The sequence below is a fragment of the Rhodococcus sp. APC 3903 genome, assembly GCF_030407755.1.
GTDB lineage: Bacteria > Actinomycetota > Actinomycetes > Mycobacteriales > Mycobacteriaceae > Rhodococcus_F > Rhodococcus_F erythropolis.
Genome location: NZ_JASDCV010000014.1, coordinates 185,839 through 207,584 on the forward strand (window position 1 = coordinate 185,839; position 21,746 = coordinate 207,584).

The following is a 21,746-nucleotide window of genomic DNA, read 5'->3' on the forward strand; positions in this document are numbered from 1 at the left end:
ATTGATCAACGACATCCTTCGATCAAAAGGTGCATCAGATGAAAGCTCGCTCAGTGCCCACCGCGGCTCTGGTCACGATCGGCGTTCTCACGGTTGCCTCGTGCGGAAGCACCTCTGATCCTGGCGGCGGGACCTCCGGGGACTACGCCAAGGACGGGAGTTTCACGACGATCGTGAACACCGACCCCGGCAACCTTCATCCCCTGATCACCAACCTGACTGCCACGCAGGCAATCAACAGCTATACCAACGACTCGTTGTTGGCCATCGACCCCAAAACCCGTGCAGCGGGCTCGTATCTGGCCGAAAAATGGAGCGAGAACGGAACTTCGCTGAACTTCACCCTCAAAAAAGGGATCACGTGTGAAGACGGCACGACGTTCACTGCCCAGACAGCCGCGAACAACATCAACTGGGTCGTCGACAAGACGAACGGCTCGCCGTGGCTGGGAGCGTCGGTACCCGAAACTGCAGTAGCAACCGCCGATGGCGACGAGCTCACGATCAAGACGGCGGAACCTGCGCCCTTCCTGCTCGAGCGCATCGGTGCTCTCAAACTGGCATGCCAGGCAGCACTCGACGACCCCGCCAGTGTTCGCGGCAGCAGCAACGGAACCGGCCTGTTCAAGATCACCGAAGTAGTGGCAAACGATCACGTGACGCTCGAACGCCGCGACGGATACAACTGGGGACCGAACGGCGAAACCACATCGGACACCCTCGGAGTGCCCAAGGCCGTCACGATCAAGATCGTGACCGACGCGGCGACGACGGCGAACCTGGTCCTCACCGGAACGGTGAACGCAGCACCGGTGGCCGGTGCGGATATCGAACGTGTGGAAGCGTCCGGCCTGGAATCGATGACGTCGAACACCTTGAGCGGGCAGTTCATCTTCAACCACAATGCTGCTCTTCCCACCAAGGACGAAGCGGTGCGCAGCGCGCTCGTGCAGGCAATCGATCTCGACGACTACACGGACATCAACACCGGTGGCAAGGGTTCGCGCGCTACGGCATTGGCCGTTGTCGATCCGCGGGCATGTGACTACGACAGTGTCACCGGTGTAGTTCCGAAGTTCGACATGGCCGCGGCGAAGAAGACCCTCGCCGACGCCGGCTGGAAGCCCGGATCCGACGGCGTTCTGACCAAGGACGGTCAATCGCTGCAATTGACGGTCATCTTTGCCAACTACCGCGATACCACTTCTGCAGCAGCAGAATACGCGATGAAGCAGTGGCAGGAACTCGGCGCGAAGGTAGAGCTTCGCGGTGGTGACAACAATTTCATCATCTCCAATACGTTCGCGGCAAAGGACCTGACATCCTGGTCGATCTCGATCGGTCTGACCGTCCAGAGTGACACTCCCAGCATCTTCGTTCCGTACTTCTCCGGCCCGACCCCTCCGGCGGGCGTCAACTTCGCATCGATCGACAATCCCGAGTACACCGAACTGGCTGCGAAGGCCTCGGTTCTGCCCGGGCAGGAATCCTGCTCGGTGTGGAAGGAAGCGGAACAGGCGCTGTTCACCTCTTCTGACGTCGTTCCGGTATCCACATCGCCGAACTTCATGTTCTTCAACGGTGCGACGTCCCTGTACGCGCCGATTGGTGGAACCCTGGCGGGCCCAGGCATCCGAGTTCTGAAATAAGCCGGAAGACAAAGCTTTACGTCTGCATCTATTTCTCCGATTCGAAGGATCTACATGACTGACCGTCCATTTGTTCTCGACGACCTCCACCGCGTGGTCACACCCACTGAAACCGCAATCTCGCCCGACGGCACCGTGGTCGTCTTCGTTCGCTCGGAAATTGTTGCCGGAAAGGCAACTACATCTCTCTGGGCAGTGTCCCGCGATTCCCAGGCTCGCCGCCTCACTGCGGGGCCCGCCGATTCGGCACCTCGGTTCTCTCCGGACGGAACTTCGATTGCCTTCCTCCGCAAGGTCGGCGACTCCGCGCAGCTGCACCTGATCCCGCTCGCCGGCGGCGAGGCCGAAACCCTCACCACAGCAGCATCACTCCCCCTCGGTGCCGGCGCACCGGTCTGGAGCCCGGACGGAAATGCCATTGCATTCGCCGCTGTGATCTCACGTTCGGACTCCACCGATCCGAATGCGCCCATCGTCACCGACCGACTCGGATACAAGGTGGACGGCGCCGGTTGGCTCGGCACCTTCCGTCGCCACCTGCACACCGTCGATCTGGAGACGAAGGCAGTACGACGCCTCACCGACGGTGATTGGAATGCGGACGTACCGTCCTGGTCGCCCGACGGCACGGCTCTTGCCTTCACCGCGAATCTCGAACCGGACAGCGATCTGAACCTCACGTTCAGCGCTTACCGAATCCTCGTCGACGATCTGTCAGTTCCGCCGCAGCGACTCGGTCACGCCACCGGGGTGCAGGGCTCCACACTGTGGCACCCGCAAGGAGATTCGGTCGTCGCCATCGGCACCCCCGAGGTCCGTGTCGGAACTGCCGACCTGATCCGTCTGTCCGTCCCCGGCCCAACTGAGACACCGGTCGACGTCACCCTCACAGCTCATCTCGATCGCAACGTGATGCCCGGCGCGCCCGGTTACCCCGGTGGCACACCGGCACTGTCGAATACTCGCGACGAAATCGTGTTCTGCCTCCGCGATCGCGGATGGACGCATCTGTATGCAGCCGACATCGAAACCGGAACCTCTCGCTCCCTCGTCGCCAATCCCAACGAGGTCGTCTCGGCGCTCTCCGTTGCCCGTGACGCCCGCGTCGCCTCCGTCATCGTCACCACACAGCAGTCCTTCGGCGAGGTCGCACTCGTCGATCTCGACAGCGGCGCTGTCACCACGCTGACAAAATTCACCGCAGAAGCACTCCCCGAGGTGACCCTGTTTGCCGCCGAGGAGCGCGAATTCACCATCTCCGACGGCCGTACCGTGCATGGTTGGTTGCTGTCCGCTCCCGAAACTGATGGCGCTGCACCTCTTCTGCTCGACATTCACGGCGGACCGCACAACGCGTGGACCGGCGTTGCCGATACCTATCACCCCGCCCACCAGGTTCTCGCAGCGCAGGGCTGGCGCATCCTGACCCTCAATCCACGTGGATCGGACGGGTACGGCGCAGACTTCATGTATGCCGTCAACGGCGCCTGGGGTACCTCGGACCAAGCCGACTTCCTCGAGCCGATCGACGCACTTGTCGCCGAGGGACTTGTCGACGGGGACCGCCTGGCGATCACCGGGTACAGCTACGGCGGATACAGCACCTGCCACCTCACCTCGCAGACCGATCGCTTTGCCGCGGCGGTGGCCGGTGGGCTGATCTGCGATTTCAACGCCATGGCCGGAGTCTGCGATTTCGGTCCGCACCTCGCGTCGCTCGCCACCGGCACCACTGTTCCCGAGAACTCCGCGGGGCTCCTGGCAGCCTCACCGCTCGCCGCCGTGAAGAACGTGGTGACTCCGACGCTGATCCTGCACGGAAAGTCGGACGAGCGGTGCCCGCTGGGTCAGGCCGAGGCCTGGTTCGCCGCACTTCGCCAGCAGCATGTACCCACCCGACTGGTGGCGTATCCCGGTGCAAGCCACGGGTTCCTCGTCAACGGCTCGATCTCGCACCGAATCGACTACAGCACACGGCTCATCGAGTGGGTCAAGCGATACACCTCCGCGAAGCTGCCCAAGACCGGCCTGGCCAACGCATCTGCCGGCGCCGACGCATGGAAGCGCTCACTGGACGTACTGTGTGAGCGTTACGGCGTCACCGGTGCTCAATTCGGTATTCTCACACTCGATTCCAGCGGCAAGGAAATCACCCGTACGACGGTGGCTTCCGGCGTGATCAATGCAGACACCGGGGTCGAGGTATCCACCGACTCCCTGTTCCAGATCGGATCCATCACCAAGGTATGGACCGCGATGTTGGTCATGCAGCTGGTCGACGAAGGCTTGCTCGACCTGGACGCGACCGTCCGGTCAATCCTGCCCGACTTCGCACTGCAGGACGAGGAAACAGCCGCCCGCATCACGGTTCGCGCACTTCTGAACCATCGCAACGGAATCGACGGTGACCTCTTCATCGACAAGGGTCGCGGAGACGACGTCGTCGAACGCTACGTCGAGGGCCTGCGTGACTTCCGTCAGGTTCATCCACTCGAGGACGGCTTCGCGTACTCGAACTCCGCGTACGTCCTTGCAGCTCGTATCGTCGAGGTTCTTCGCGGCGGCATCTGGGACGACATCCTCAAGGAGCGGATCATCGATCCGCTCGGCCTCGCGCACACACTCACGTTGACCGGAGATACTCCGAGATACTCTGTGGCAGCGGGCCATACAGGGAACTCCGTCGTGATGCCCGTCTGGCCGATCACGCGCTCGATGGGGCCAGCCGGCTGCATCACTGCCAGCATCGGAGATCTGCTCACGTTCGCGGAACTCGGCCTTCTCGAAGGTCAGAGCGTCGACGGCGTGCGGATCGTGTCGGAGAAATCAGCCGCCGCGATGCGTACACCCGAAATCGACATCAGTGAACTGTTCCCGGACAAGTCGGGCTGGGGTCTGGGTTGGTTCCACGAAACCTGGTCGGGCGAAGAAATTTTCGGCCACGACGGCAGCACCATCGGGCAGCACGCATATCTGCGCATCTTCCCCCGCCACAATGTCGCGATCGCGCTGCTGACCAGCGGCGGCAAAGCAGACGGCCTCTATCGTGATCTCTTCACCGAAGCCGCGGCCGCATTGGTCGGACTCGAACCTCCGCAAGCCCTCGCCCCGAACCCCGCGAGTGTGGAGTCGATTCCGGATTCGGTTCTGGGTAAGTACAGCTCGGGCGGAATAGCAATCGAGTTCCGTCGTGGAGAGTCCGCTGACGAGGCTGTGATCACCGTCATCGGCGACGTCATCCCGAATCCCGAGGAAGACGAAACAGCTCCGAAGAAGCCTGCAGCGGTAGCCACTCTCGTACCGTCGCAGATCCCGGGGACCTGGACCACCCGTCAACCCGGGGCCGCCGGTTGGACGACGGTACGGCCGCACCGCGACGGCGTGTACGTCGGATTCCGCTTCCTACCACGGGTTAACGCGTGACGACGACCGCTACACATACGATGACGGAAACACCGAACGCCGAAACACAGAACGCCAGCGAACTCGAGGAATCAAAGATGCAAGAACAGCTTCAGGAACTCGTCGACCAGTGGAGGGTCGAGGCAAACATCCCCGGCGTCTCGGTCGGTATCGTGCACGGCGACAAGGACATCGTCGTCACCAGTGGCATCGAGAGCGTCGAAACCCAGCTCCCGGTCACCGACAAGACGATGTTCATGATCGGTTCCACCACAAAGGTTTTTGCTGCAACAGCCGCGATGGCACTCGTCGAGGACGGCCTACTCGATCTCGACACCCCACTGGTCGAGTACGTCCCCGAACTGATCCTCGCCGACGACGAAGCCACCCGCACAGTCACGATGCGTCATCTTCTGACGCACACCGGCGGGTTCACCGGCGACGCCAGCCTCTCGGCAGGCTGGGGTGAAGACGCCCTGGGTCGATCGATTTCACGGCTGAAGGAACTACGACAGGAATTTCCCGTCGGAGAGGTCTTCTCCTACAGCAACTCCGGATTCGTCCTCGCCGGATACGTCGTAGCCAAGATCAGTGGACTGACCTTCGAAGAGCTGGTCAAGCAGCGCGTTCTGGACCCACTCGAGATGAAGAACTCGGCGTTCCTGCCCTGGGACGTGATGACCCACCGGTTTGCACTCGGCCACTACATCCGCGAGGGTGAGCCGTTCGTGTCCAACGAGACCGGACTGGACCGCGGTATGACGCCCTGCGGTGGAATGTGGTCCTCGGTGCGCGATCAGCTCGTCTGGGCACGCTACGCACTGTCGGGCGAACACCCGGGTGAGGGACAGCCGCTCGACGAGTCCACCCGGTTGCTGATGCAGAAGCCGCAGCGTCCCGCCGCGATGATGTTCGAGGAAGTCGGCATCGGCTGGCTGCTGACTCGATACGGAACCACCCAGGTAGTGCGGCACGGCGGAAACGTCAGCAACCTCCAGGTCTCCGAGTTCTTGACCGTGCCTGAGAAGAACTTCGCCGTCACCGTGCTGACCAACGCACTCGGCGGCGGAATCGGCAAGAAGATCGTCGACTGGTGCATGGCCAACCTCGCAGAGTTGCCCGCGCCGGCATCTCTCGACGTGGTCGAGCCCGAACCCTCTGCCGTCGACGCCGTCCTGGGCAAGTACCAGGCCGGCAACCTGACCATGACCGTCGCCCCCGGTGACGAGGGAATCGGCGTCCGCATGGGCAGCGCGCAGGACCTCGGCGAATACGAGGACATCGTCTGGCCGCCGGCGATCCCGATCGCCTTCGTCAACGATCTCGACTTCGCTGCTCGCGCCGACACCACGCGGACGCTGGGGCGCTTCGTCACCGATGACACCGGACGCGCCGTGATGCTCGAATTCGGCGGCCGAACCGCCAAGCGAGTGGCTTGATCCTCTAGACGGGTGACGCGGTCCGATTACGAGGCCGCGTCGCCCGTCTTTGTATACGCACAGCCGCGAAGGTACAGACTGGACGCCATGAACGTCATCGGCGAGTCGATTCTGCACCCGTCCCGGTGGAGCGTGCGCGCCCGGACGACCGTGGCATCTACCCTCGTGATCGCCTTCTGCTTGGTGATCGCCGGGCTTGCACTGGTTTTCGTACTGGCGAACTCCCTGCACCTGTCCGCACTGAACAGCTCCGAGGCCCGTGCCACACAGTTGGTCCAGCAACTCACCGGGAAGAGCCCAGCCGATCTCGACCCTTCGCTTCTGTCCACCGACAGCCAGATCGGAATCGTGCAGATCGTCGACGCCGATCACCGAATAGTCGCCCAATCGCCTGGAACTGACAGCGACCTACTGTCCGAACGCATTCTCGGCCCTGACGAATCGGACACCTATGGAAGGGTCAAGAAGTCCGACGACGAGGACTACTGGCTGATCGGACAAGGCGCTCAGACGCCGGCCGGACCGGTCACCGTCTTCGTCGGCGCCGACCGTGAACCGGTTGAAACCGTGGTGACCACCGTTGCCGTTCTGCTCGCCATCGCCGGGCCCCTGGTTCTTGGACTGGCCGCGTTTGCCACTTACCGCCTGGTGGGTTCGGCTCTCGCTCCCGTGGAACGCATCCGCGCTCGGGTTGCCTCGATTTCGAGTGGCCGTCAAGGTGAACGAGTGCCCGTCCCGTCCGGGAACGACGAGATAGCCCGACTGGCAACAACAATGAACGACATGCTGGCGCGCCTCGACGAAGGCGCACTTGCTCAACAACGATTCGTCAGCGACGCCTCCCACGAATTACGTAGTCCACTGTCCACGATCACGACGGCTCTCGAACTGGCACACCGACGCCCGGATCTCCTCGACGACGCACTGATCGAAGACGCGCTACTTCCCGAGGCGCGACGGATGCGGCAGTTGATCGAGGATCTGTTGATTCTCGCGCGCTCGGACGAAAGCGAACTCGAATCCATCGGTACCGTCGTCGACGTCGACCTCGACGACATTCTGTTCGCCGAGCAGAAGCGGATCGACGGTATCTCCGAGATCGCGGTCACCGCCACCGTTGCTCCGGTTCGCGTGTCCGGAGACCCGAGGGCGTTGGCGCGCATGGTGCGAAACCTGGTCGACAACGCAGTACGGCACGCCGAGACCCTCGTGCATCTCGAGTGTTCCGAAGCCGGCCACGAAGCCCATATCGTGATCGAGGACGACGGGCCCGGAATCCCTGCAGCAGAACGCGAACGAATCTTCGGACGCTTCGTCCGCCTAGACCAGCCGCGGTCGAGGCAGGGAGGTGGCTCCGGACTCGGACTCGCCATCGCGTCGGAAATCGTTGCGGCGCATCACGGAACCATTTCCGTCAGCGAGAGGGTAGGCGGTGGAAGTCGATTCGAGGTGACAATTCCGCTACCGACCGATTGAAGATCAGGCAGTGCCGACAAAGCGGTACCCGATGCCTCGAATGGTTTCGATGCTGTGGGTTCCGAACGGGAGGTCGACCTTCTTACGTAGGTAACCGATGTAGACCTCGACGATGTTCTCGTCACCTTCGTAGTTGGTGTCCCAGACCGAGCGAACGATCTCGGTCTTCGTGACCACAACTCCGTTGTTGCGCATCAGGAACTCGAGAACGCTGTACTCACGTGGCGTCAGCGTCAATTCGATTCCCGCTCTGATCACCTGATGTTTGGCGGGGTCGAGGGACAGGTCTCCCACGGTGAGTATCGATGGACGCTGGGGAGCGCCCCGCCGCACCAGTGCGCGAAGCCGCGCGAGGAATACTACAAACGAGAAGGGCTTGACCAGGTAGTCGTCGGCACCGAGATCGAAAGCATCAGCGAGGTCGTATTCGCCGTCCTTCGCCGAGAGCATGAGGATCGGCGTCCACACCTCCCGGGCGCGTAGGTCCCGCACGATGTCGTATCCGTGTTTGCCCGGCAACATGATGTCGAGAACGATCACGTCGAATTCGTCGCTGCAGGCAGTCGCGAATCCGTCGTCCCCGTTGAGTTCCACGGCGGTCACGAATCCCTCGGCTACCAATCCCCGCCGGATCGTCTCGGCCAGGCGTACTTCGTCTTCGACAACCAGTACTCGCACCACCGGCCCCGTTTCGTCGACACGCAGTTGTTCGGATGCACCCAGTAGAGCAGACGGTGGGCCCATGACCGAGTTACGTTCAGCGTTTCTTCAGCTTCTGATCGTCACACTGCATTCATGCCAGCAACTGTGTCGACCGTGCGAAACGTGGTCACCGAAGTCTTGACCGAGAGCACCACCGCAGAAATTGCGGTTGCCGCAATCGTGGTGGCAGCCGCGCTGTTCGCATTCGGTTCGATCTACCGGGCCTCCAGCGTTCGGTCAACAGCGCTCCGCGCGTCCGGGCTCGCCCTCGCCCTGGTGACGCTCTCGATCCAGGTATATCGAAACGGGTGGTTGACGAGCTTCGACGGGCCGGTGACCGACTGGATGGTCGATCATCGGAGCGGCGCCCTCAACCAGATCGCGGTCGCCGTCACAGATCTCGGTAGCCCGGTCGCCACCGCGCTGCTCGGGATCACCTGCGGAGTGCTCATATCGTGGCGAGCGCGTTCGGTTGTTCCGGGCTTGATCGTGATCGGAACCGTTGGCGGTGCGGCAGTCGCCAGTACGGTAATCAAAGCGCTCGTCGGTCGCGAACGTCCGCCGACCAACATCCAGGTTCTTCTCGAGACCGGCCACTCGTTCCCGTCCGGTCACGTCACCGGCACAGCAGCGCTGTTCGGCATTGCGGTTCTCGTTGTGAGCGTCGACCGAACACCGTCCGTCAAACGCCTTCTGATGCTGCTCGCCGTGACGGTCACCGTTGTCGTCGCGCTCACTCGCCTCTACTTGGGAGCTCACTGGCTCACCGACGTCGTTGCCGGAGCTGTTCTCGCAACGCTTGCCGTCACTGTGGGTGGCGCTGTCTTCCGGTTCGTCGGCACGCACAACCAGTCCGAATCAACTACTGCTGCAGTGCGCTCTGCAGAACCTTCAGCACTTCACGAGCCGCAGTCGGCCCGGTATTGAGGTAGAAGACGTCGTCGTCGACAACAACGGCATGGTTGGCAATCACTCCACGTAACTGCGCCCACAACGGCGCGTTGGTCAACGTCGCCGGGTCCCCGCCTTGCACTCCGTAGAAGATCCAATCAGCGTCCGCCACGTTCAGCTCTTCCTCACTGATGTCTCGGGAGGTGTCGTCGAATTGCTGCGACTCCGGACGCGTCAGGCCGGCATCCTGGGCGATACTGCCGGTGAACGAAGGAATACCGAAGATGCGCAAGCGATTTCCGTTCTGGCGGGTGAACGACACTGTCGGCGGCGACGAAAGGGAAGCACCGAGGGCTGCGGCATCCGCGTTGAAGGTATCCAGTAGCGCTTTCGCCTGCTGCGTCTTACCTACCCCGTCGGCAACCAGCAGGAAGTCCTGTTTCCAGTAGACACCGGTCCCCTGCGTTGCCACGGTGGGCGCAATTGCCGAAAGCTGGTCGTACAGCGAATCAGCATCCTTCCCTGCAACATTCATCAAGATCAGGTCAGGATCGAGCTTGACGATCGCTTCGAAGTTCGGTGTGAAGCGCCCACCTGCGTCGGCGACATCACCTAGCTGGGTGCGGAATTCGGGGTATGCGGCCAACAGGTACGGCGGCACCAGGTCCGCACCGTCACCACGAGTCGAAGCCGCAGGAACGACGCCGAGAGATAAAAGCGCATCTGCTTGCCCGGTCGAAATGACGACAACCTTTTCGGGCTGCGATTCGATCGTGGTGTCACCTTTGAAGTGTGAAACGGTACGAGGGAATTCGCCGTCCGACTTTCCGCTCCCCATTCCAGCCGGGACTTCTCGCGGAGCGACAAACGCAGAGTCCGCCGGAGTCGACGCACTGATGTCAGTGTCTGTTGGCGAGGCGTCGCTCGAGCAGCCACTGAGAGCTGCCACCAATGTCAGTGCGCCGATCAGCATTACACTGCGTGACTTCTGTCCAAAATTCATGATCGCGTCCCGTACGTCGTGAAGCATGACAGCTTCATCTACCGTCATGGTTAGGTGACCCTACCCTTTGAGGAACTGTAAACTATATCTGTGTCAGATACAGTTTTGGGGCGTGGATCACACGAGGTCGATCGCTACTCTGATCGCGTGCCCACTGCGGAAGAAGCATCGAGATCACTCATCGCTGCGGCGTTCGAATTGCGTCGAGCGCTGCGTGAATACATGGATACGTCGGGTACCGACGCGACTTTGCCAGAGGCACAATCCGAGGTACTTCACGATGTCGCGCACCATCCCGGCACTCGCATCGGGGCCGTGGCCGATCGCCTCTCCAGACGCCCGAACACCGTCAGCACGCTGGTGCGCATCCTCTCCGACAAGGACCTGATCGAGCGGCGACCCGATCCCACAGACGGCCGGGTGAGCACGCTTTTCGTGAAGGACGAGCGAAGCACGCGCCGGGACCGTCGGTCCGAACTACGCATCGGCGTCCTGGCCCAAGAACTGACAGCCCTCGACGAACGTGACCTCGACACATTGACCACTGCCATCGGCATCCTCGACCGAGTCAATCGATCACTGCGAGTTCACGCACCGCGATGATGCCACTCAGGTGACTTTCCCACTCTTCTCGTAGACGTCGGCAAAACGCCTCATCTGCTCCGTGATGCCCGTCAGGCTGTACCCCGTACGCAGTTCTACCGAGGCAACCTGGCCCGAAACCACAGCCGGAAGCCTGGTGAACGTCGGCGAATTGAGCTCCGGCGCGGCAGACCACGTCGGCGGAATCAGGAGGAGATCGGCCCGAAAGACGCCCGGCTCTTCCCAACTCGCTGATGCCCAGAAACCGTCCTCACTGTCCAGCTTCGCGAATTCGACGCCCATCGTTTCGAGAATACTTCCGAGCGGAGTCCATCCCGGCACCGCGTAGTCAAGGCTCGACTCCAACGGAATCACGTATGCAACAGAGATATTCGTTCGCGATGTGGCCAATTCACGCACCCGGTCACCGAGCGCACTCAACTCTTCCCGTTTTGCCGCGTAGAACGGCGAGGTGTCGGTGCCGCCGATACCCTGAACCAACGAACTGAAGCTGTCCAACGCCGCTTGCGCCCCGTCGGTGATCTTGACACCTGCAATGGGAGCAACCTCTTCGACGCGAGCGATATCGTCGCCCCAGATGCTGCCGAAGTTTCCGCCGTTGTACGAACTCCAGATGTCGATGACCAGATCCGGGTCCACTGCCAGGAGTTTCTCGGCACTGATATCTGTGTCGGTCTCGCTGACATGGGCAATTCCACTGAAGTCGAATGCATTCAACGTGGATTCGTCGAGCCTGGAAAAGCCGATGATACCGACTGGAACGACCCCGTATTCGAGTAGCACCGGCGCGGTGTCCGCCGTCGCCACAATGCGTTCGGGGATCTTGTCGAGTGAAATCTGCTGACCACGCGCATCGACATACGTCCACGCATCACCGTCGGACTTCGCGTCGGTCGTCGAGGTGCCACATGCTGCCAGCACCGTCGAAAGTGCCACTGCCACAGCCATGAAGATGGCCCTGCTACCGCGTTTCGAACGCGGCGCAACAAAATCGATCACTTCTGCCCCATGCTGTCGAGCGAGTTTCGGGAAACTCCCGAACCCGGAAAGTAAAGTAAGCCTCGCCTACATGGCTAACGGTAGAGCGGATCAGGGGATGACGCAATCGCGGAGTTTTGTCAAAGAATGTCGAAATCGGATCAACGATCCGCGTTCTTTCGAAATGCCATCGGCGTGACACCGGTGGACTGTTTGAAAGCGGCGACGAAACTACTGGGCGTCGAGTATCCGATCTGCTCTGCCACGTCGGCGACCGCAACACCTTGGCCGAGTAGGGACATCGCCACGTTCATCCGAAGCAGCACTCGCCACTGGCCGAAACTCACGCCGGTGTCCACCTTGAACCGACGAGCCAAAGTGCTGGTGCTGACGCCGATCTCGTTCGCCCAGTCTCCGAAACTGCGTGGGTCCTCCGGATGAGACAACAGGTCGCGTGCAATCCGCCCGACCGGGCCCGAATCGGGGATCTTCATCGCTCCGCGCTCGTCGCCGGGAACGACGAGGTCGAAGAACACTCGCTCGGCGCGGCGCCTCGCGTCGTCCGACATCTCGCGAGCACTCAGATGCAGAAACAACTCGTAGAGTAGCGGCGTGCCGTGTACCGCAACCGGGTGATCACCGAGCGAAGGCCCCTGCCCTACAGCGCAATACACCGTCAGGAACTGCGCACCCGCGGCAACGCGCACCGAGTGTCGATGCAGTGCCGGTATCCACAGCCCTCGTCCCGGCAACAATGTCCACATCTGGGCGCCCGAGCGAACAACCACAATGCCGGAACGAGGGAACAGAATCTCGTTCGATCGGTGCGCGTGGGTTTCCCATGTCACCGGTTGATCAGCACTCGACGCACCACCCCACAGAACCAAATCTTCGGGCTCGTCGTCTAATTCGTGTTCGGATACCACCAGCTCGTCGCTCGACGGCACGCCCCACCGGAGCCAATCACCGTCGACCTCGGATTTTGTCCGCCTCACGTCTACATCCCTGGATCGACCGTCGTCTGTCCAGGTGACTGTAACCGCTGCCCACGCCGAGCAGGTGCGGCAGGAAGTTGATCCCACCGCACCTGACCCCGAGTCGCCGCGCTAGTTCATGTCGTTCGCAATGATGTTCTCGATGTTCCGTTCGGCCAGAGCGGTGATGGTGACAAACGGATTGACTCCGACATTGCCCGGAACGAGGGATCCGTCCATGACATACAGTCCCGGGTACTCCGGCAGACGACCGTAGCCGTCGGTCGCCTTGCCAAGCACACAACCGCCGAGGGGATGGTACGTCAACTGGTCGCCCCACGTCTGCACCGGACCGAAGAGGTCGGTCCGGTAGATCGTGCCTTCCTTTTTGTTGATCTTGTCGAAGAGTTTCTTCGCCATGTCGATCGACGGCTGGTTCTGCGAGCGCTGCCAATTCAAACCGACTTTGCCTGTTGCCGAGTTGAATTGGAACTGAGCACGTTGCGGATTCTTGGCAATCGCCAAGTACAGGCTGACCCACAGTTCGGTACCGGCTGGAAAGGGCGCGATTTCCGCGAACACAGGAGCGGATGTGTCAGCCCAGTTGTCGATACCCATCACGGGGATCGCCGACTGCTTCGCGCCGGTGGCGTCCCACATGTGATTGGCGCGACCCACCATCACGTTGCCGTTGTGCCCCCATTCCTGCCCAACCGCACCCGGCAAATTCGCCAGCTGCCCTTGTGCTTTCATCGCGACCAGGAGCTTACTGGTGCCGATACTGCCGGCCGCGAAGAAGACCTTGTCCGCGGTCACCGTCTTGGTGCCGACGGTGTTGCCCTGCTCGTTGATCTGGTTCATCACCACTTGATATCCACCACCGGTCGCGGCCGGCGCAACCGAGGTCACGACGTGCAGCGCCGAGATCGTGAGCTTGCCGGTGGCGGATGCCGCAGCGAGGTACGTCTTGTCCAGAGACTTCTTTCCCGCGTTGTTGCCGTAGATGACCTCACTCACCAGGGCAGACTTGGTGACCTGACCAGCAGCTTCCTGCTTCATGTAGTTGAAGTCGTAAACATTCGGCACGAATGTTGTTGTGTAACCGGATCTCTCAGCGGTCTTTCGCCCGGTTCGTGCAAACTTGTAGTACTCGGTCGACTCGAACCAGGCCGGGTCGATGTTGTTGACTCCGAGCGCAGCGTTGGCCCGCGGGAAGTACGTCGAGTACATCTCGTTGGAATCGACCCCGGGCAGGATCTCTTCGAAGTAGTTGCGCTTGGGTGTGACGGCCATGCCGCCGTTGACCAGCGACCCGCCGCCGACCCCTCGGCCTTGGTAGACCTTGATCCCGCCGAAGTCCTCGGCGTCGAGAACGCCGACGTAGCGGCTGATGTTCTTGTCCACCGAGCCGCCGGAGAAGTGTGAAACCGGTTGAACTGTACGGTCTCTGAGCCAGAAGGAACGTCCGTCCGGTGAGAGCATCGGGCAGAAGACCTTGCCGTCGGACCCCGGTGTGGTCCACGACTTCCCCATCTCGACCATGTGTGTGTCGATGCCGGCCTGCGTCAGCCGAAGTGCCGCAACGGCTCCGCCGTACCCGCTGCCGATCACGAGCGCAGGGACACGGTCTCCGTCGCTCAATGCTCGCCTGGGCGCAGCGGCGGCCGTAGTCCACGAGGACGAGAGCGCAGCGGCGCCCACAGCTAATCCTGTTGCTGCCAAGAAGTTTCTACGCGAGAGCGTGGAATTGGTACGTGCGTGCCGTTCGTTGGATCCAGCGCGAATGCTCAAGTGTGCCCTTCTCTTTCCGTGACCCCCGCGCTGAGATATACCGGGAGAAACCGAACGAGAAGTCCATACTCGTGGGTAACTTCGAGGAACCGTTGATTTTCCATGAAAAGGGCCGATGAACAGAAAGTTCACCGGCCCTCCGAAAGAACGAGTCAGGGAAGAGAGATGCGCCCTTCGACGGCGCCAAGTCCGATGTCCGTGCGGAAATGACCGCCGGGAAGCTTGACGTCGGCGATCTTTGCGTAGGCGTCGTCACGCGCTTCGGTCAGATCCTTGCCCACTCCGACAACACTCAGCACACGCCCGCCGGCCGAGACGACGGCTCCGTCTTCACGCTTTTTGGTACCGGCATGCAGGACTCCGTCGGCGTCGGCTCCGGTGATCACGTCGCCGGTGCGGGGGGTCGCCGGGTAGTTCTCGGCAGCAATCACGACCGTGACAGCGGAACCGTCGCGCCACTGCAACGGACCGACCGAATCGAGTGTTCCGGTCGATGCCGCATTGAGTAGACCGCCCAGCGGCGTTTCGAGGAGAGCAAGCACGGCCTGAGTTTCGGGGTCACCGAATCGGCAGTTGAATTCGACGACGGCCGGGCCGTCGACACCGATCGCGAGACCGGCGTAGAGAAGGCCGGAGAAACTGCTACCGCGTGCGACCAACTCGGCAGCGACGGGCTTGACGACGTCGTCGACGATCTGCGTGACCATCTCGTCGGGCAGCCACGGCAAGGGTGTGTACGCGCCCATGCCGCCGGTGTTGGGTCCGGAGTCTCCGTCGCCGACGCGCTTGTGGTCCTGAGCCGGGAGCAGTGGGATCACAGTTTCACCGTCGACGAGGCAGAAGAGCGAAACTTCGGGACCGTCGAGGAAGGATTCGAGAAGAACCGGGTGCCCGGTCTCGAGCAGTTCAGCGGCATGATCGCGCGCGGCGAGACGATCCGTCGTGACGACTACGCCCTTGCCCGCGGCCAGCCCGTCATCCTTGACCACCCAGTTGGGACCGAAGCGGTCGAGTGCTTCGTCGAGCTTGGCCGGATTGTCGACGATCTCGCTGTGAGCGGTCTTGACGCCGGCGACAGCCATCACGTCCTTGGCGAAAGCCTTCGAACCCTCGATGCGGGCGGCGTCGGCCGAAGGACCGAAGCAGGCGATACCTGCTGCGCGCACCGCGTCTGCGACGCCGAGGACCAGCGGAACCTCGGGTCCGATGACGACGAGGTCGGCTTCGACCTTCTGGGCCAGCGCGGTAACCGCGTCACCAGAGGCGACGTCGACGGGGTGCTGCTCGGCGATTTTTGCGATCCCGGCATTGCCAGGCGCGCAGATCAGGGCCGTGACACCTGGATCGCGAGCAAGAGAGAGAAGGAGGGCATGTTCACGGGCTCCGGAGCCGATTACTAGTACGCGCACGGGGAACAGACTACGGCCTGCGATAACAGCGCTCTCGGAGTGCCACTGACGGGGCCAAGGTCCCAGCGTTCGACCTTTGTGCGAAATATCCGTTTCGAGATGAGATCATATGAATACCTGAATAGGTGAACAGATGTTTTCGGACACCTGTCCACCAAGGAAAGGACACCCGTGAAACTCCACAAACCAGGCGTTCTGACGCTCACCGCAACCGCCGCAATCGGCGCACTTCTGATCACGTCGTGCAGTAGCCCGACTGGCACCGGCTCCTCGGGCAACAACGACGGCCTGGTCTTGGCCGATGGCTACGAACTGGGCGGCTACAACCCGGTCGCAGGGTTCGGCGCTGCCGGTGAGGCCAAGATGTACGACGGTCTCGTCCGGCTCACCGGAGGCACCGGTATGCCGGGATTCGAGCCGTCTCTGGCCGCGGAGATGCCCACTGCCAACGCCGACGCGACAGTCTGGACGGTCAAACTCCGCGACGGCGTCACCTTCTCCGACGGATCGACCTTCGACGCCGCCGACGTGGTTGCCACGTACAAGGCGATCCTCGATCCCGCTTCCGCCTCCGAAGCGCGGTCGTCGTACGACATGATCAGCGACGTCGTGGCCGTCGACGACAGCACAGTCGAGTTCCGCCTCGCCTACTCGTATGCCCCACTGCTGACGAAGATGCTGATCGGCATGGTTCCATCGGAGTCCCTCGCGACACCCGGGCTTGCCGCCGAATCGCCGTTGAACACCACACCGGTTGGTACGGGTCCGTACACACTCGTCGACCTCTCACCGGATCGAGCGGTCTTCGAGGCGAACGAGAACTACTGGGACGGTGCGCCGGAGATCAAGAAGCTCACTCTCCTCTATGTTCCTGACGACAACACCCGCGCCCAACGTATGGCGTCCGGCGAGATCGACGGAACCAATCTCCCTCCACTGCTTGCCAATACGTTCTCAGGCAAGGACAACATGTCCGTGACGGCCCATCAGTCAGCAGACTGGCGCGGGCTCTCACTCCCGACGAACAATCCCGTGGCAGGCGACAAAGCCGTGCGGATGGCGCTCAACCTCGCCGCCAATCGCCAGTCGATGATCGACAACGTCCTTGGCGGACACGGCCGCGTCGCCGCCACTCCGATCCCCGAGGTCTACGGCGATTCGTACAACCCGAACGCAACCTTCGCCTACGACCCGACCCAGGCCGAGCGAATACTCACCGAAGCGGGCTGGATCGAAGGTGCCGACGGAATCCGTTCGAAAGACGGTCAGCGGGCACAGTTCACGATCATGTACAACTCCGTCGACACCGTTCGACGCGACCTCGCTCAGGCATTTGCCTCCGACGCTCTCGCTGTCGGCATCGAGGTAGATCTCGAAGCACTCTCCTGGGACCGCATAGACCCTCGCATCAACCAGGATTCGACGCTTCTCGGTGGCGGCGACGAACCTTTCGACCCCGACACACAGGCGTACGACGCGCTGAACTCGAAGTACATCGCGCCCGGGGTCGGCAGCATCTACGACAACGCCAGTGACTACTCCAATCCAGCAGTCGACGCCGGCTTGGAAGTAGGACGCCGCAGCCTGGATCAGGCAACGCGTGATGCCGCGTATCGCGACGTACAGCAGGCGTACGTCGAAGATCCCGGATTTGTCATCCTCGTGTTCCTCGACCATACGTACGTGTCGAAGGATTCCGACTGGCAGATGTCCGGACCGGTACTCGAACCACACTCACACGGTGTGACCTGGGGTCCATGGTGGTCACTGCAGACGTGGGCCCGAGGGCAATGACAGCGGTCGACGTTCGGCCAGACGCGGGGCCGACACGGGGCCACCGTGACAACTCCCGCCGAAAGGCCATCCTCACGATGGTCGGTCGGCGGGTGTTGTTCATCGTGCCGGTCATCGCCGTGGTGTCCGCGGGACTCTTTGCCGCCGCCGCGATCTCACCGTTCGATCCACTGGTCGGCTACCTCGGCACGCGATACATGACCACAAGCGACGCAGACAAAGCGTTGATCGCCGATCAGATGGGTTTCGACAACCCCTGGTACAGCACGTACTGGAATTGGCTCCAGGGTGTGTTCACCGGCGATCTCGGGATCTCCAGATCGTTCAATCAGCCTGTTTCCCAAGTCATCTTCGAACGTCTGCCATGGACCTTGCTGCTGGTCGGGATCTCACTCCTCATCGCGATTCTCGCCTCGCTGACACTCGGTGTTCTCGCCGGAATCCGCAGTGGAGGATTCCTGGACAAGACCGTGTCCGGGCTGAGCGTCGTGGTCCAAGGACTTCCGCCGTTTGTCTTGTCGCTGGGTGCCATCGCGCTCTTCGCGTTGACTCTCGGCTGGCTCCCGGTCGCCGGACTGACCGACGGGGGCGCCGATCCCACACCGGGACAGGTGATCCGGCACTTGGTCCTACCGGTGACGGTGCTCGCCATTTCGCAAATGCCGTGGCTCCTACTTGCCGTCCGAGAGTCCGTCGTGGGTTCGAAAAGTGAGGGATTTGTCGCCGGCGCGGTAGCACGCGGTATCCCGACGCCGACCATCACGAAGCGCCACATACTGCCCACATCACTGGCACCTTTCGTCAACATCGTCGGCGTGCGGTTGCCCGAGCTGATAGTCGGGGCAGTGCTGGTGGAAGAGGTGTTCAGTTGGCCGGGGATCGCCGGCGCCATCGTGTCGTCTGCGCGAGACCTAGACATGGCACTGCTCGCGTTCCTCACCGTCGGTACGACATTGACGGTCATGCTCGGCTCACTGCTTGCCGACGTGCTGGTTGCAGTGCTCGACCCGAGAGTAGGTACCGATGGCTGAACGACGCTTCAAGATCGCCCTCGGCGTGCTGATCCTCGTTGCGCTGTACGCGGCGTTGGTCCCATGGTTGGCCGACGTCGACGACCGAGTCACAGACTTCTCGGCGGCTCGCCTGGCTCCGTCGTTCGATCACCCGTTCGGAACCGACTCGGCGGGCCGAGATCTATTCGTGCGCATAGCTGCAGGCATCAGAACCTCACTTCTGATCGCACTCGCCTGCGCGCTGCTCGCCACGGTGATCGGCGTCGCCGTCGGCACTACGGCCGGACTGGTCGGCGGCTGGGTGGACAGGTTCGTCATGCGCGGCACCGATGCCGTCAACGCACTCCCCCACCTGTTGCTCGGCATCGTCATCGTCGCGATGTTCCGTGGAAGCATTGCCGCCATCGTGCTTTCGATCGCACTGACCCACTGGACCCAAGTGGCCCGGATCATCCGCTCAGAGATCTTGAGTCTGCGCGAGCGTCCCTACATCGACGCCGCCATTCTCGCGGGAGCAAGTCGACGTCACGTGATCATGCGCCACCTCGTGCCGGCGACCGCGCCACAGGCCTTGATCGCAGTCGTTCTCCTGCTGCCCCATGCCGTCTGGCACGAATCAACATTGTCCTTCCTGGGTTTCGGTCTTCCCCCGCACAAACCCAGTCTCGGGACGCTCCTTGAAGAGGCACGCAGTTCTCTACTCCTCGGCGGTTGGTGGACGCTTGCATTCCCCGCCGCAGTCCTCGTGATCGCCACCGTCGCTGTTGCAGTTGCCGGTTCGGCCCTGCGGTCGATGCTCACGCCCCCTCGACCTTCGGAGCTACGACTGTGAAACGCGGCCTACGCATCAAATCCCTCACCGTCAGGATCCCTTTGCCCGGAGGATCCGTAGTCCACGCTGCGAGCGACATCGACCTCGACGTTCCAGCCGGCACGGTGACCGCGCTTGTCGGCGAATCCGGGTGTGGCAAGTCGATCATCGCCACCTCGGTCATGAACATGTTGCCACCGAATGCTTCTCGAACCGGAACGGTCACCGTCGGTACAGCGGACCTCGAGATCGACGTCTTCTCCGGCACCGCGTTCCGTGGGCGGCACGTGGCTCTCGTTCCACAATCCGCCGCAACACATCTCACCCCCGTCCGGACTGCGCGATCGCAACTACAGGAGACGATCGACGCACTCGGCGGCGATCACACTTGCGACGCCTTGGCACTTCGCGTCGGACTCGAACCGTCGGCCCTGGACTGTTACCCGCACGAACTGTCGGGCGGCATGGCGCAACGCGTTGCCATTGCCGGTGCGCTGGCCGGGAATCCATCGGTGATCGTCGCAGACGAACCCACCGCCAACCTCGACCGCGAACTCACCGACCACGTCATCGGATTACTTCGAGAGTGCGCTGACTCCGGGGCGGCTGTCCTGCTCATCACCCATGACCTTGCATCACTCACCCGCAGCGATGTCGCGGATCGACTTGCCGTCATGTACGCATCACGCATCATGGAAACCGGTCCGGCGGCTCTGGTGTTCCAAGATCCGCTTCACGACTACACCCGAGACCTGCTCGGCGCCTTGCCATCCCGAGGCTTGACTCCTATGCCCGGATCACCACCGCAACTCACCGATCTCCCCGATGACTGCGTCTACCACTTACGACGCCCGGAGTCGAAACAATCCGGTGGCCCGACCGAACTGGTCACACTCGGTGACCGCACGTACCGAACACTGCGGAAGGTGGGCTGACATGAGTTTGCAAGCTCTGGGAATTACCAGCGGTTACCACCGGAACCGACCGGTGCTCGAGAACGTCTCGCTCGAAATTCCGCCGGGAAGACTGATCGGCCTGACCGGGCCTTCTGGCACCGGAAAATCAACACTTGCAAGGATTCTCGCCTCGTTGGATGCACCGTGGTCAGGCGAGGTGCGAATCGACGGATCACCCGTCGTGGGTACCAAATTCTCGGTATCCGCGGCACTGCGCGGGACGGTGTCCATGCTGTTTCAGTCACCTCGCGCATCAACCGACCCTCGGCAGACGCTCGCCTCGGTCATCGGTCAACCCGGCGATATTGCCGGTAGGACAATCGATGTGGTCGCACTGGCAGCAGAAGTGGGCCTCACTCCCGATCTCTTGTCCCGTAGACCCCACCAGGTGAGCGACGGCCAACTGCAGCGCGCCTGTCTAGCGAGATCGCTGGCGCAACAACCGAAATACCTCATCTGTGACGAGGCGACGGCGATGCTCGACGCCGCCACGACGGCCGCGCTCATTCGGTTGATCGAGAGTCGCGCCACCGAAACCGGCGTCGGCGTATTACTGATCAGCCATGATCGCGAATTACTCGACGCCTGCTGCGACGTGGTCCACGACCTCGACAGTATTAGCGCTTAGCCCCTGCGAAAATCCACCCTTGACTCGAACGGATGTTCGAGTATGATTTGGGGAGGGGATCGGGGGATTCAATGAGTGTCTATCTGTCGGACGTGGTTTCGGGTTCTGCGGTGGGGTTGCGCGGACGTCTGTGGCAGTTGGCTGCTTCTGAGTTGCGGGCTGCTGCTATCGAGGCGAGTGCGGAGATTCTTCGTCTCGAGGCTGTGCGGGTGGCGGTGGTGGACGAG

General features: G+C 61.9%; 17 protein-coding genes and 1 pseudogene. 12 read left to right on the top strand and 6 right to left on the bottom strand.

The window, feature by feature from the left end; all coding sequences use genetic code 11:
* Positions 1-38 precede the first annotated feature (38 nt).
* From QMA15_RS20895 to QMA15_RS20910, 4 genes are all read left to right on the top strand, one after another.
* Positions 39-1,649 (top strand): ABC transporter substrate-binding protein, encoded by a 1,611-nt coding sequence (locus tag QMA15_RS20895; protein ID WP_020968549.1) that lies wholly within the window; start codon positions 39-41, stop codon positions 1,647-1,649.
* A gap of 54 nt (positions 1,650-1,703) precedes the next feature.
* Positions 1,704-5,072 (top strand): serine hydrolase, encoded by a 3,369-nt coding sequence (locus QMA15_RS20900; protein WP_019747055.1) that lies wholly within the window; start codon positions 1,704-1,706, stop codon positions 5,070-5,072.
* Positions 5,073-5,149: 77 nt separating this feature from the next.
* Positions 5,150-6,490 (top strand): serine hydrolase domain-containing protein, encoded by a 1,341-nt coding sequence (locus QMA15_RS20905; protein ID WP_243580555.1) that lies wholly within the window; start codon positions 5,150-5,152, stop codon positions 6,488-6,490.
* An 87-nt stretch (positions 6,491-6,577) separates the two neighbouring features.
* The gene (locus tag QMA15_RS20910) at positions 6,578-7,966 is read left to right on the top strand and encodes a HAMP domain-containing sensor histidine kinase (RefSeq protein WP_030534674.1); all 1,389 of its coding nucleotides are present in this window, start codon (positions 6,578-6,580) and stop codon (positions 7,964-7,966) included.
* A gap of 3 nt (positions 7,967-7,969) precedes the next feature.
* Here QMA15_RS20910 and QMA15_RS20915 read toward each other — a convergent pair whose 3' ends face one another.
* Entirely contained in the window at positions 7,970-8,644 is a 675-nt protein-coding gene (locus QMA15_RS20915; protein WP_030534675.1) for a response regulator transcription factor, read from the bottom strand.
* Positions 8,645-8,761: 117 nt separating this feature from the next.
* On the opposite strand from QMA15_RS20915, the gene QMA15_RS20920 reads away from it, so the two are divergent.
* Complete coding sequence (locus QMA15_RS20920; RefSeq protein WP_202022464.1) at positions 8,762-9,595, top strand: phosphatase PAP2 family protein; 834 nt, start codon at positions 8,762-8,764, stop codon at positions 9,593-9,595.
* Here the strand turns inward: QMA15_RS20920 and QMA15_RS20925 are convergent.
* Positions 9,531-10,610, bottom strand: a complete 1,080-nt coding sequence (locus QMA15_RS20925) for an ABC transporter substrate-binding protein (protein ID WP_290286247.1) — start codon at positions 10,608-10,610, stop codon at positions 9,531-9,533. The two genes, QMA15_RS20920 and QMA15_RS20925, sit on opposite strands and share 65 nt — an antisense overlap.
* 99 nt (positions 10,611-10,709) lie before the next feature.
* Here QMA15_RS20925 and QMA15_RS20930 point away from each other — a divergent pair, with 99 nt between their 5' ends.
* Positions 10,710-11,165 (top strand): helix-turn-helix domain-containing protein, encoded by a 456-nt coding sequence (locus QMA15_RS20930; RefSeq protein ID WP_020906356.1) that lies wholly within the window; start codon positions 10,710-10,712, stop codon positions 11,163-11,165.
* Positions 11,166-11,171: 6 nt separating this feature from the next.
* Here the strand turns inward: QMA15_RS20930 and QMA15_RS20935 are convergent, their stop codons facing one another.
* The 4 genes from QMA15_RS20935 to purD all read right to left on the bottom strand — a co-directional run bounded on the left by QMA15_RS20935 (position 11,172) and on the right by purD (position 16,317).
* The gene (locus tag QMA15_RS20935) at positions 11,172-12,113 is read right to left on the bottom strand and encodes an ABC transporter substrate-binding protein (RefSeq protein WP_290286251.1); all 942 of its coding nucleotides are present in this window, start codon (positions 12,111-12,113) and stop codon (positions 11,172-11,174) included.
* Between the two features lie 191 nt (positions 12,114-12,304).
* Positions 12,305-13,138, bottom strand: a complete 834-nt coding sequence (locus tag QMA15_RS20940) for an AraC family transcriptional regulator (RefSeq protein ID WP_050768575.1) — start codon at positions 13,136-13,138, stop codon at positions 12,305-12,307.
* A gap of 111 nt (positions 13,139-13,249) precedes the next feature.
* Positions 13,250-14,818: a GMC oxidoreductase gene (locus QMA15_RS20945; RefSeq protein ID WP_020968539.1), complete on the bottom strand. Its 1,569-nt coding sequence runs from the start codon at positions 14,816-14,818 to the stop codon at positions 13,250-13,252.
* A gap of 242 nt (positions 14,819-15,060) precedes the next feature.
* Positions 15,061-16,317 carry a phosphoribosylamine--glycine ligase gene (purD, locus tag QMA15_RS20950; protein WP_021333105.1) on the bottom strand — a complete coding sequence of 419 codons (1,257 nt, stop codon included), beginning with the start codon at positions 16,315-16,317 and terminating at the stop codon, positions 15,061-15,063.
* A 171-nt stretch (positions 16,318-16,488) separates the two neighbouring features.
* On the opposite strand from purD, the gene QMA15_RS20955 reads away from it, so the two are divergent.
* The 6 genes and pseudogenes from QMA15_RS20955 to QMA15_RS20980 all read left to right on the top strand — a co-directional run.
* The gene (locus tag QMA15_RS20955) at positions 16,489-18,111 is read left to right on the top strand and encodes an ABC transporter substrate-binding protein (RefSeq protein ID WP_290286256.1); all 1,623 of its coding nucleotides are present in this window, start codon (positions 16,489-16,491) and stop codon (positions 18,109-18,111) included.
* On the top strand, positions 18,108-19,142 hold the full coding sequence (locus tag QMA15_RS20960; protein WP_020968536.1) for an ABC transporter permease: 1,035 nt from the start codon (positions 18,108-18,110) through the stop codon (positions 19,140-19,142). The genes QMA15_RS20955 and QMA15_RS20960 overlap by 4 nt, the downstream gene beginning before the upstream one ends.
* Complete coding sequence (locus QMA15_RS20965; protein WP_020906350.1) at positions 19,135-19,956, top strand: ABC transporter permease; 822 nt, start codon at positions 19,135-19,137, stop codon at positions 19,954-19,956. Before QMA15_RS20960 ends, QMA15_RS20965 begins: the two co-directional genes overlap by 8 nt.
* Positions 19,953-20,870, top strand: coding sequence for an ABC transporter ATP-binding protein (locus tag QMA15_RS20970; RefSeq protein WP_290286258.1), 918 nt, complete (start codon positions 19,953-19,955; stop codon positions 20,868-20,870). Before QMA15_RS20965 ends, QMA15_RS20970 begins: the two co-directional genes overlap by 4 nt.
* Before the next feature lies 1 nt (position 20,871).
* On the top strand, positions 20,872-21,519 hold the full coding sequence (locus tag QMA15_RS20975) for an ATP-binding cassette domain-containing protein (protein ID WP_290286260.1): 648 nt from the start codon (positions 20,872-20,874) through the stop codon (positions 21,517-21,519).
* A gap of 71 nt (positions 21,520-21,590) precedes the next feature.
* Positions 21,591-21,746, top strand: a pseudogene (locus QMA15_RS20980) (HNH endonuclease); the annotation flags it as partial.

What these genes read in the sequence shown, in the direction of transcription:
- QMA15_RS20895 (WP_020968549.1), top strand. Translation starts at nt 39, where the DNA reads ATGAAAGCTCGCTCAGTGCCCACCGCGGCTCTGGTCACGATCGGCGTT.
- QMA15_RS20900 (WP_019747055.1), top strand. Translation starts at nt 1,704, where the DNA reads ATGACTGACCGTCCATTTGTTCTCGACGACCTCCACCGCGTGGTCACA.
- QMA15_RS20905 (WP_243580555.1), top strand. Translation starts at nt 5,150, where the DNA reads ATGCAAGAACAGCTTCAGGAACTCGTCGACCAGTGGAGGGTCGAGGCA.
- QMA15_RS20910 (WP_030534674.1), top strand. Translation starts at nt 6,578, where the DNA reads ATGAACGTCATCGGCGAGTCGATTCTGCACCCGTCCCGGTGGAGCGTG.
- QMA15_RS20920 (WP_202022464.1), top strand. Translation starts at nt 8,762, where the DNA reads ATGCCAGCAACTGTGTCGACCGTGCGAAACGTGGTCACCGAAGTCTTG.
- QMA15_RS20925 (WP_290286247.1), bottom strand. Translation starts at nt 10,610, where the DNA reads ATGACGGTAGATGAAGCTGTCATGCTTCACGACGTACGGGACGCGATC.
- QMA15_RS20935 (WP_290286251.1), bottom strand. Translation starts at nt 12,113, where the DNA reads ATGGCTGTGGCAGTGGCACTTTCGACGGTGCTGGCAGCATGTGGCACC.
- QMA15_RS20960 (WP_020968536.1), top strand. Translation starts at nt 18,108, where the DNA reads ATGACAGCGGTCGACGTTCGGCCAGACGCGGGGCCGACACGGGGCCAC.
- QMA15_RS20965 (WP_020906350.1), top strand. Translation starts at nt 19,135, where the DNA reads ATGGCTGAACGACGCTTCAAGATCGCCCTCGGCGTGCTGATCCTCGTT.
- QMA15_RS20975 (WP_290286260.1), top strand. Translation starts at nt 20,872, where the DNA reads ATGAGTTTGCAAGCTCTGGGAATTACCAGCGGTTACCACCGGAACCGA.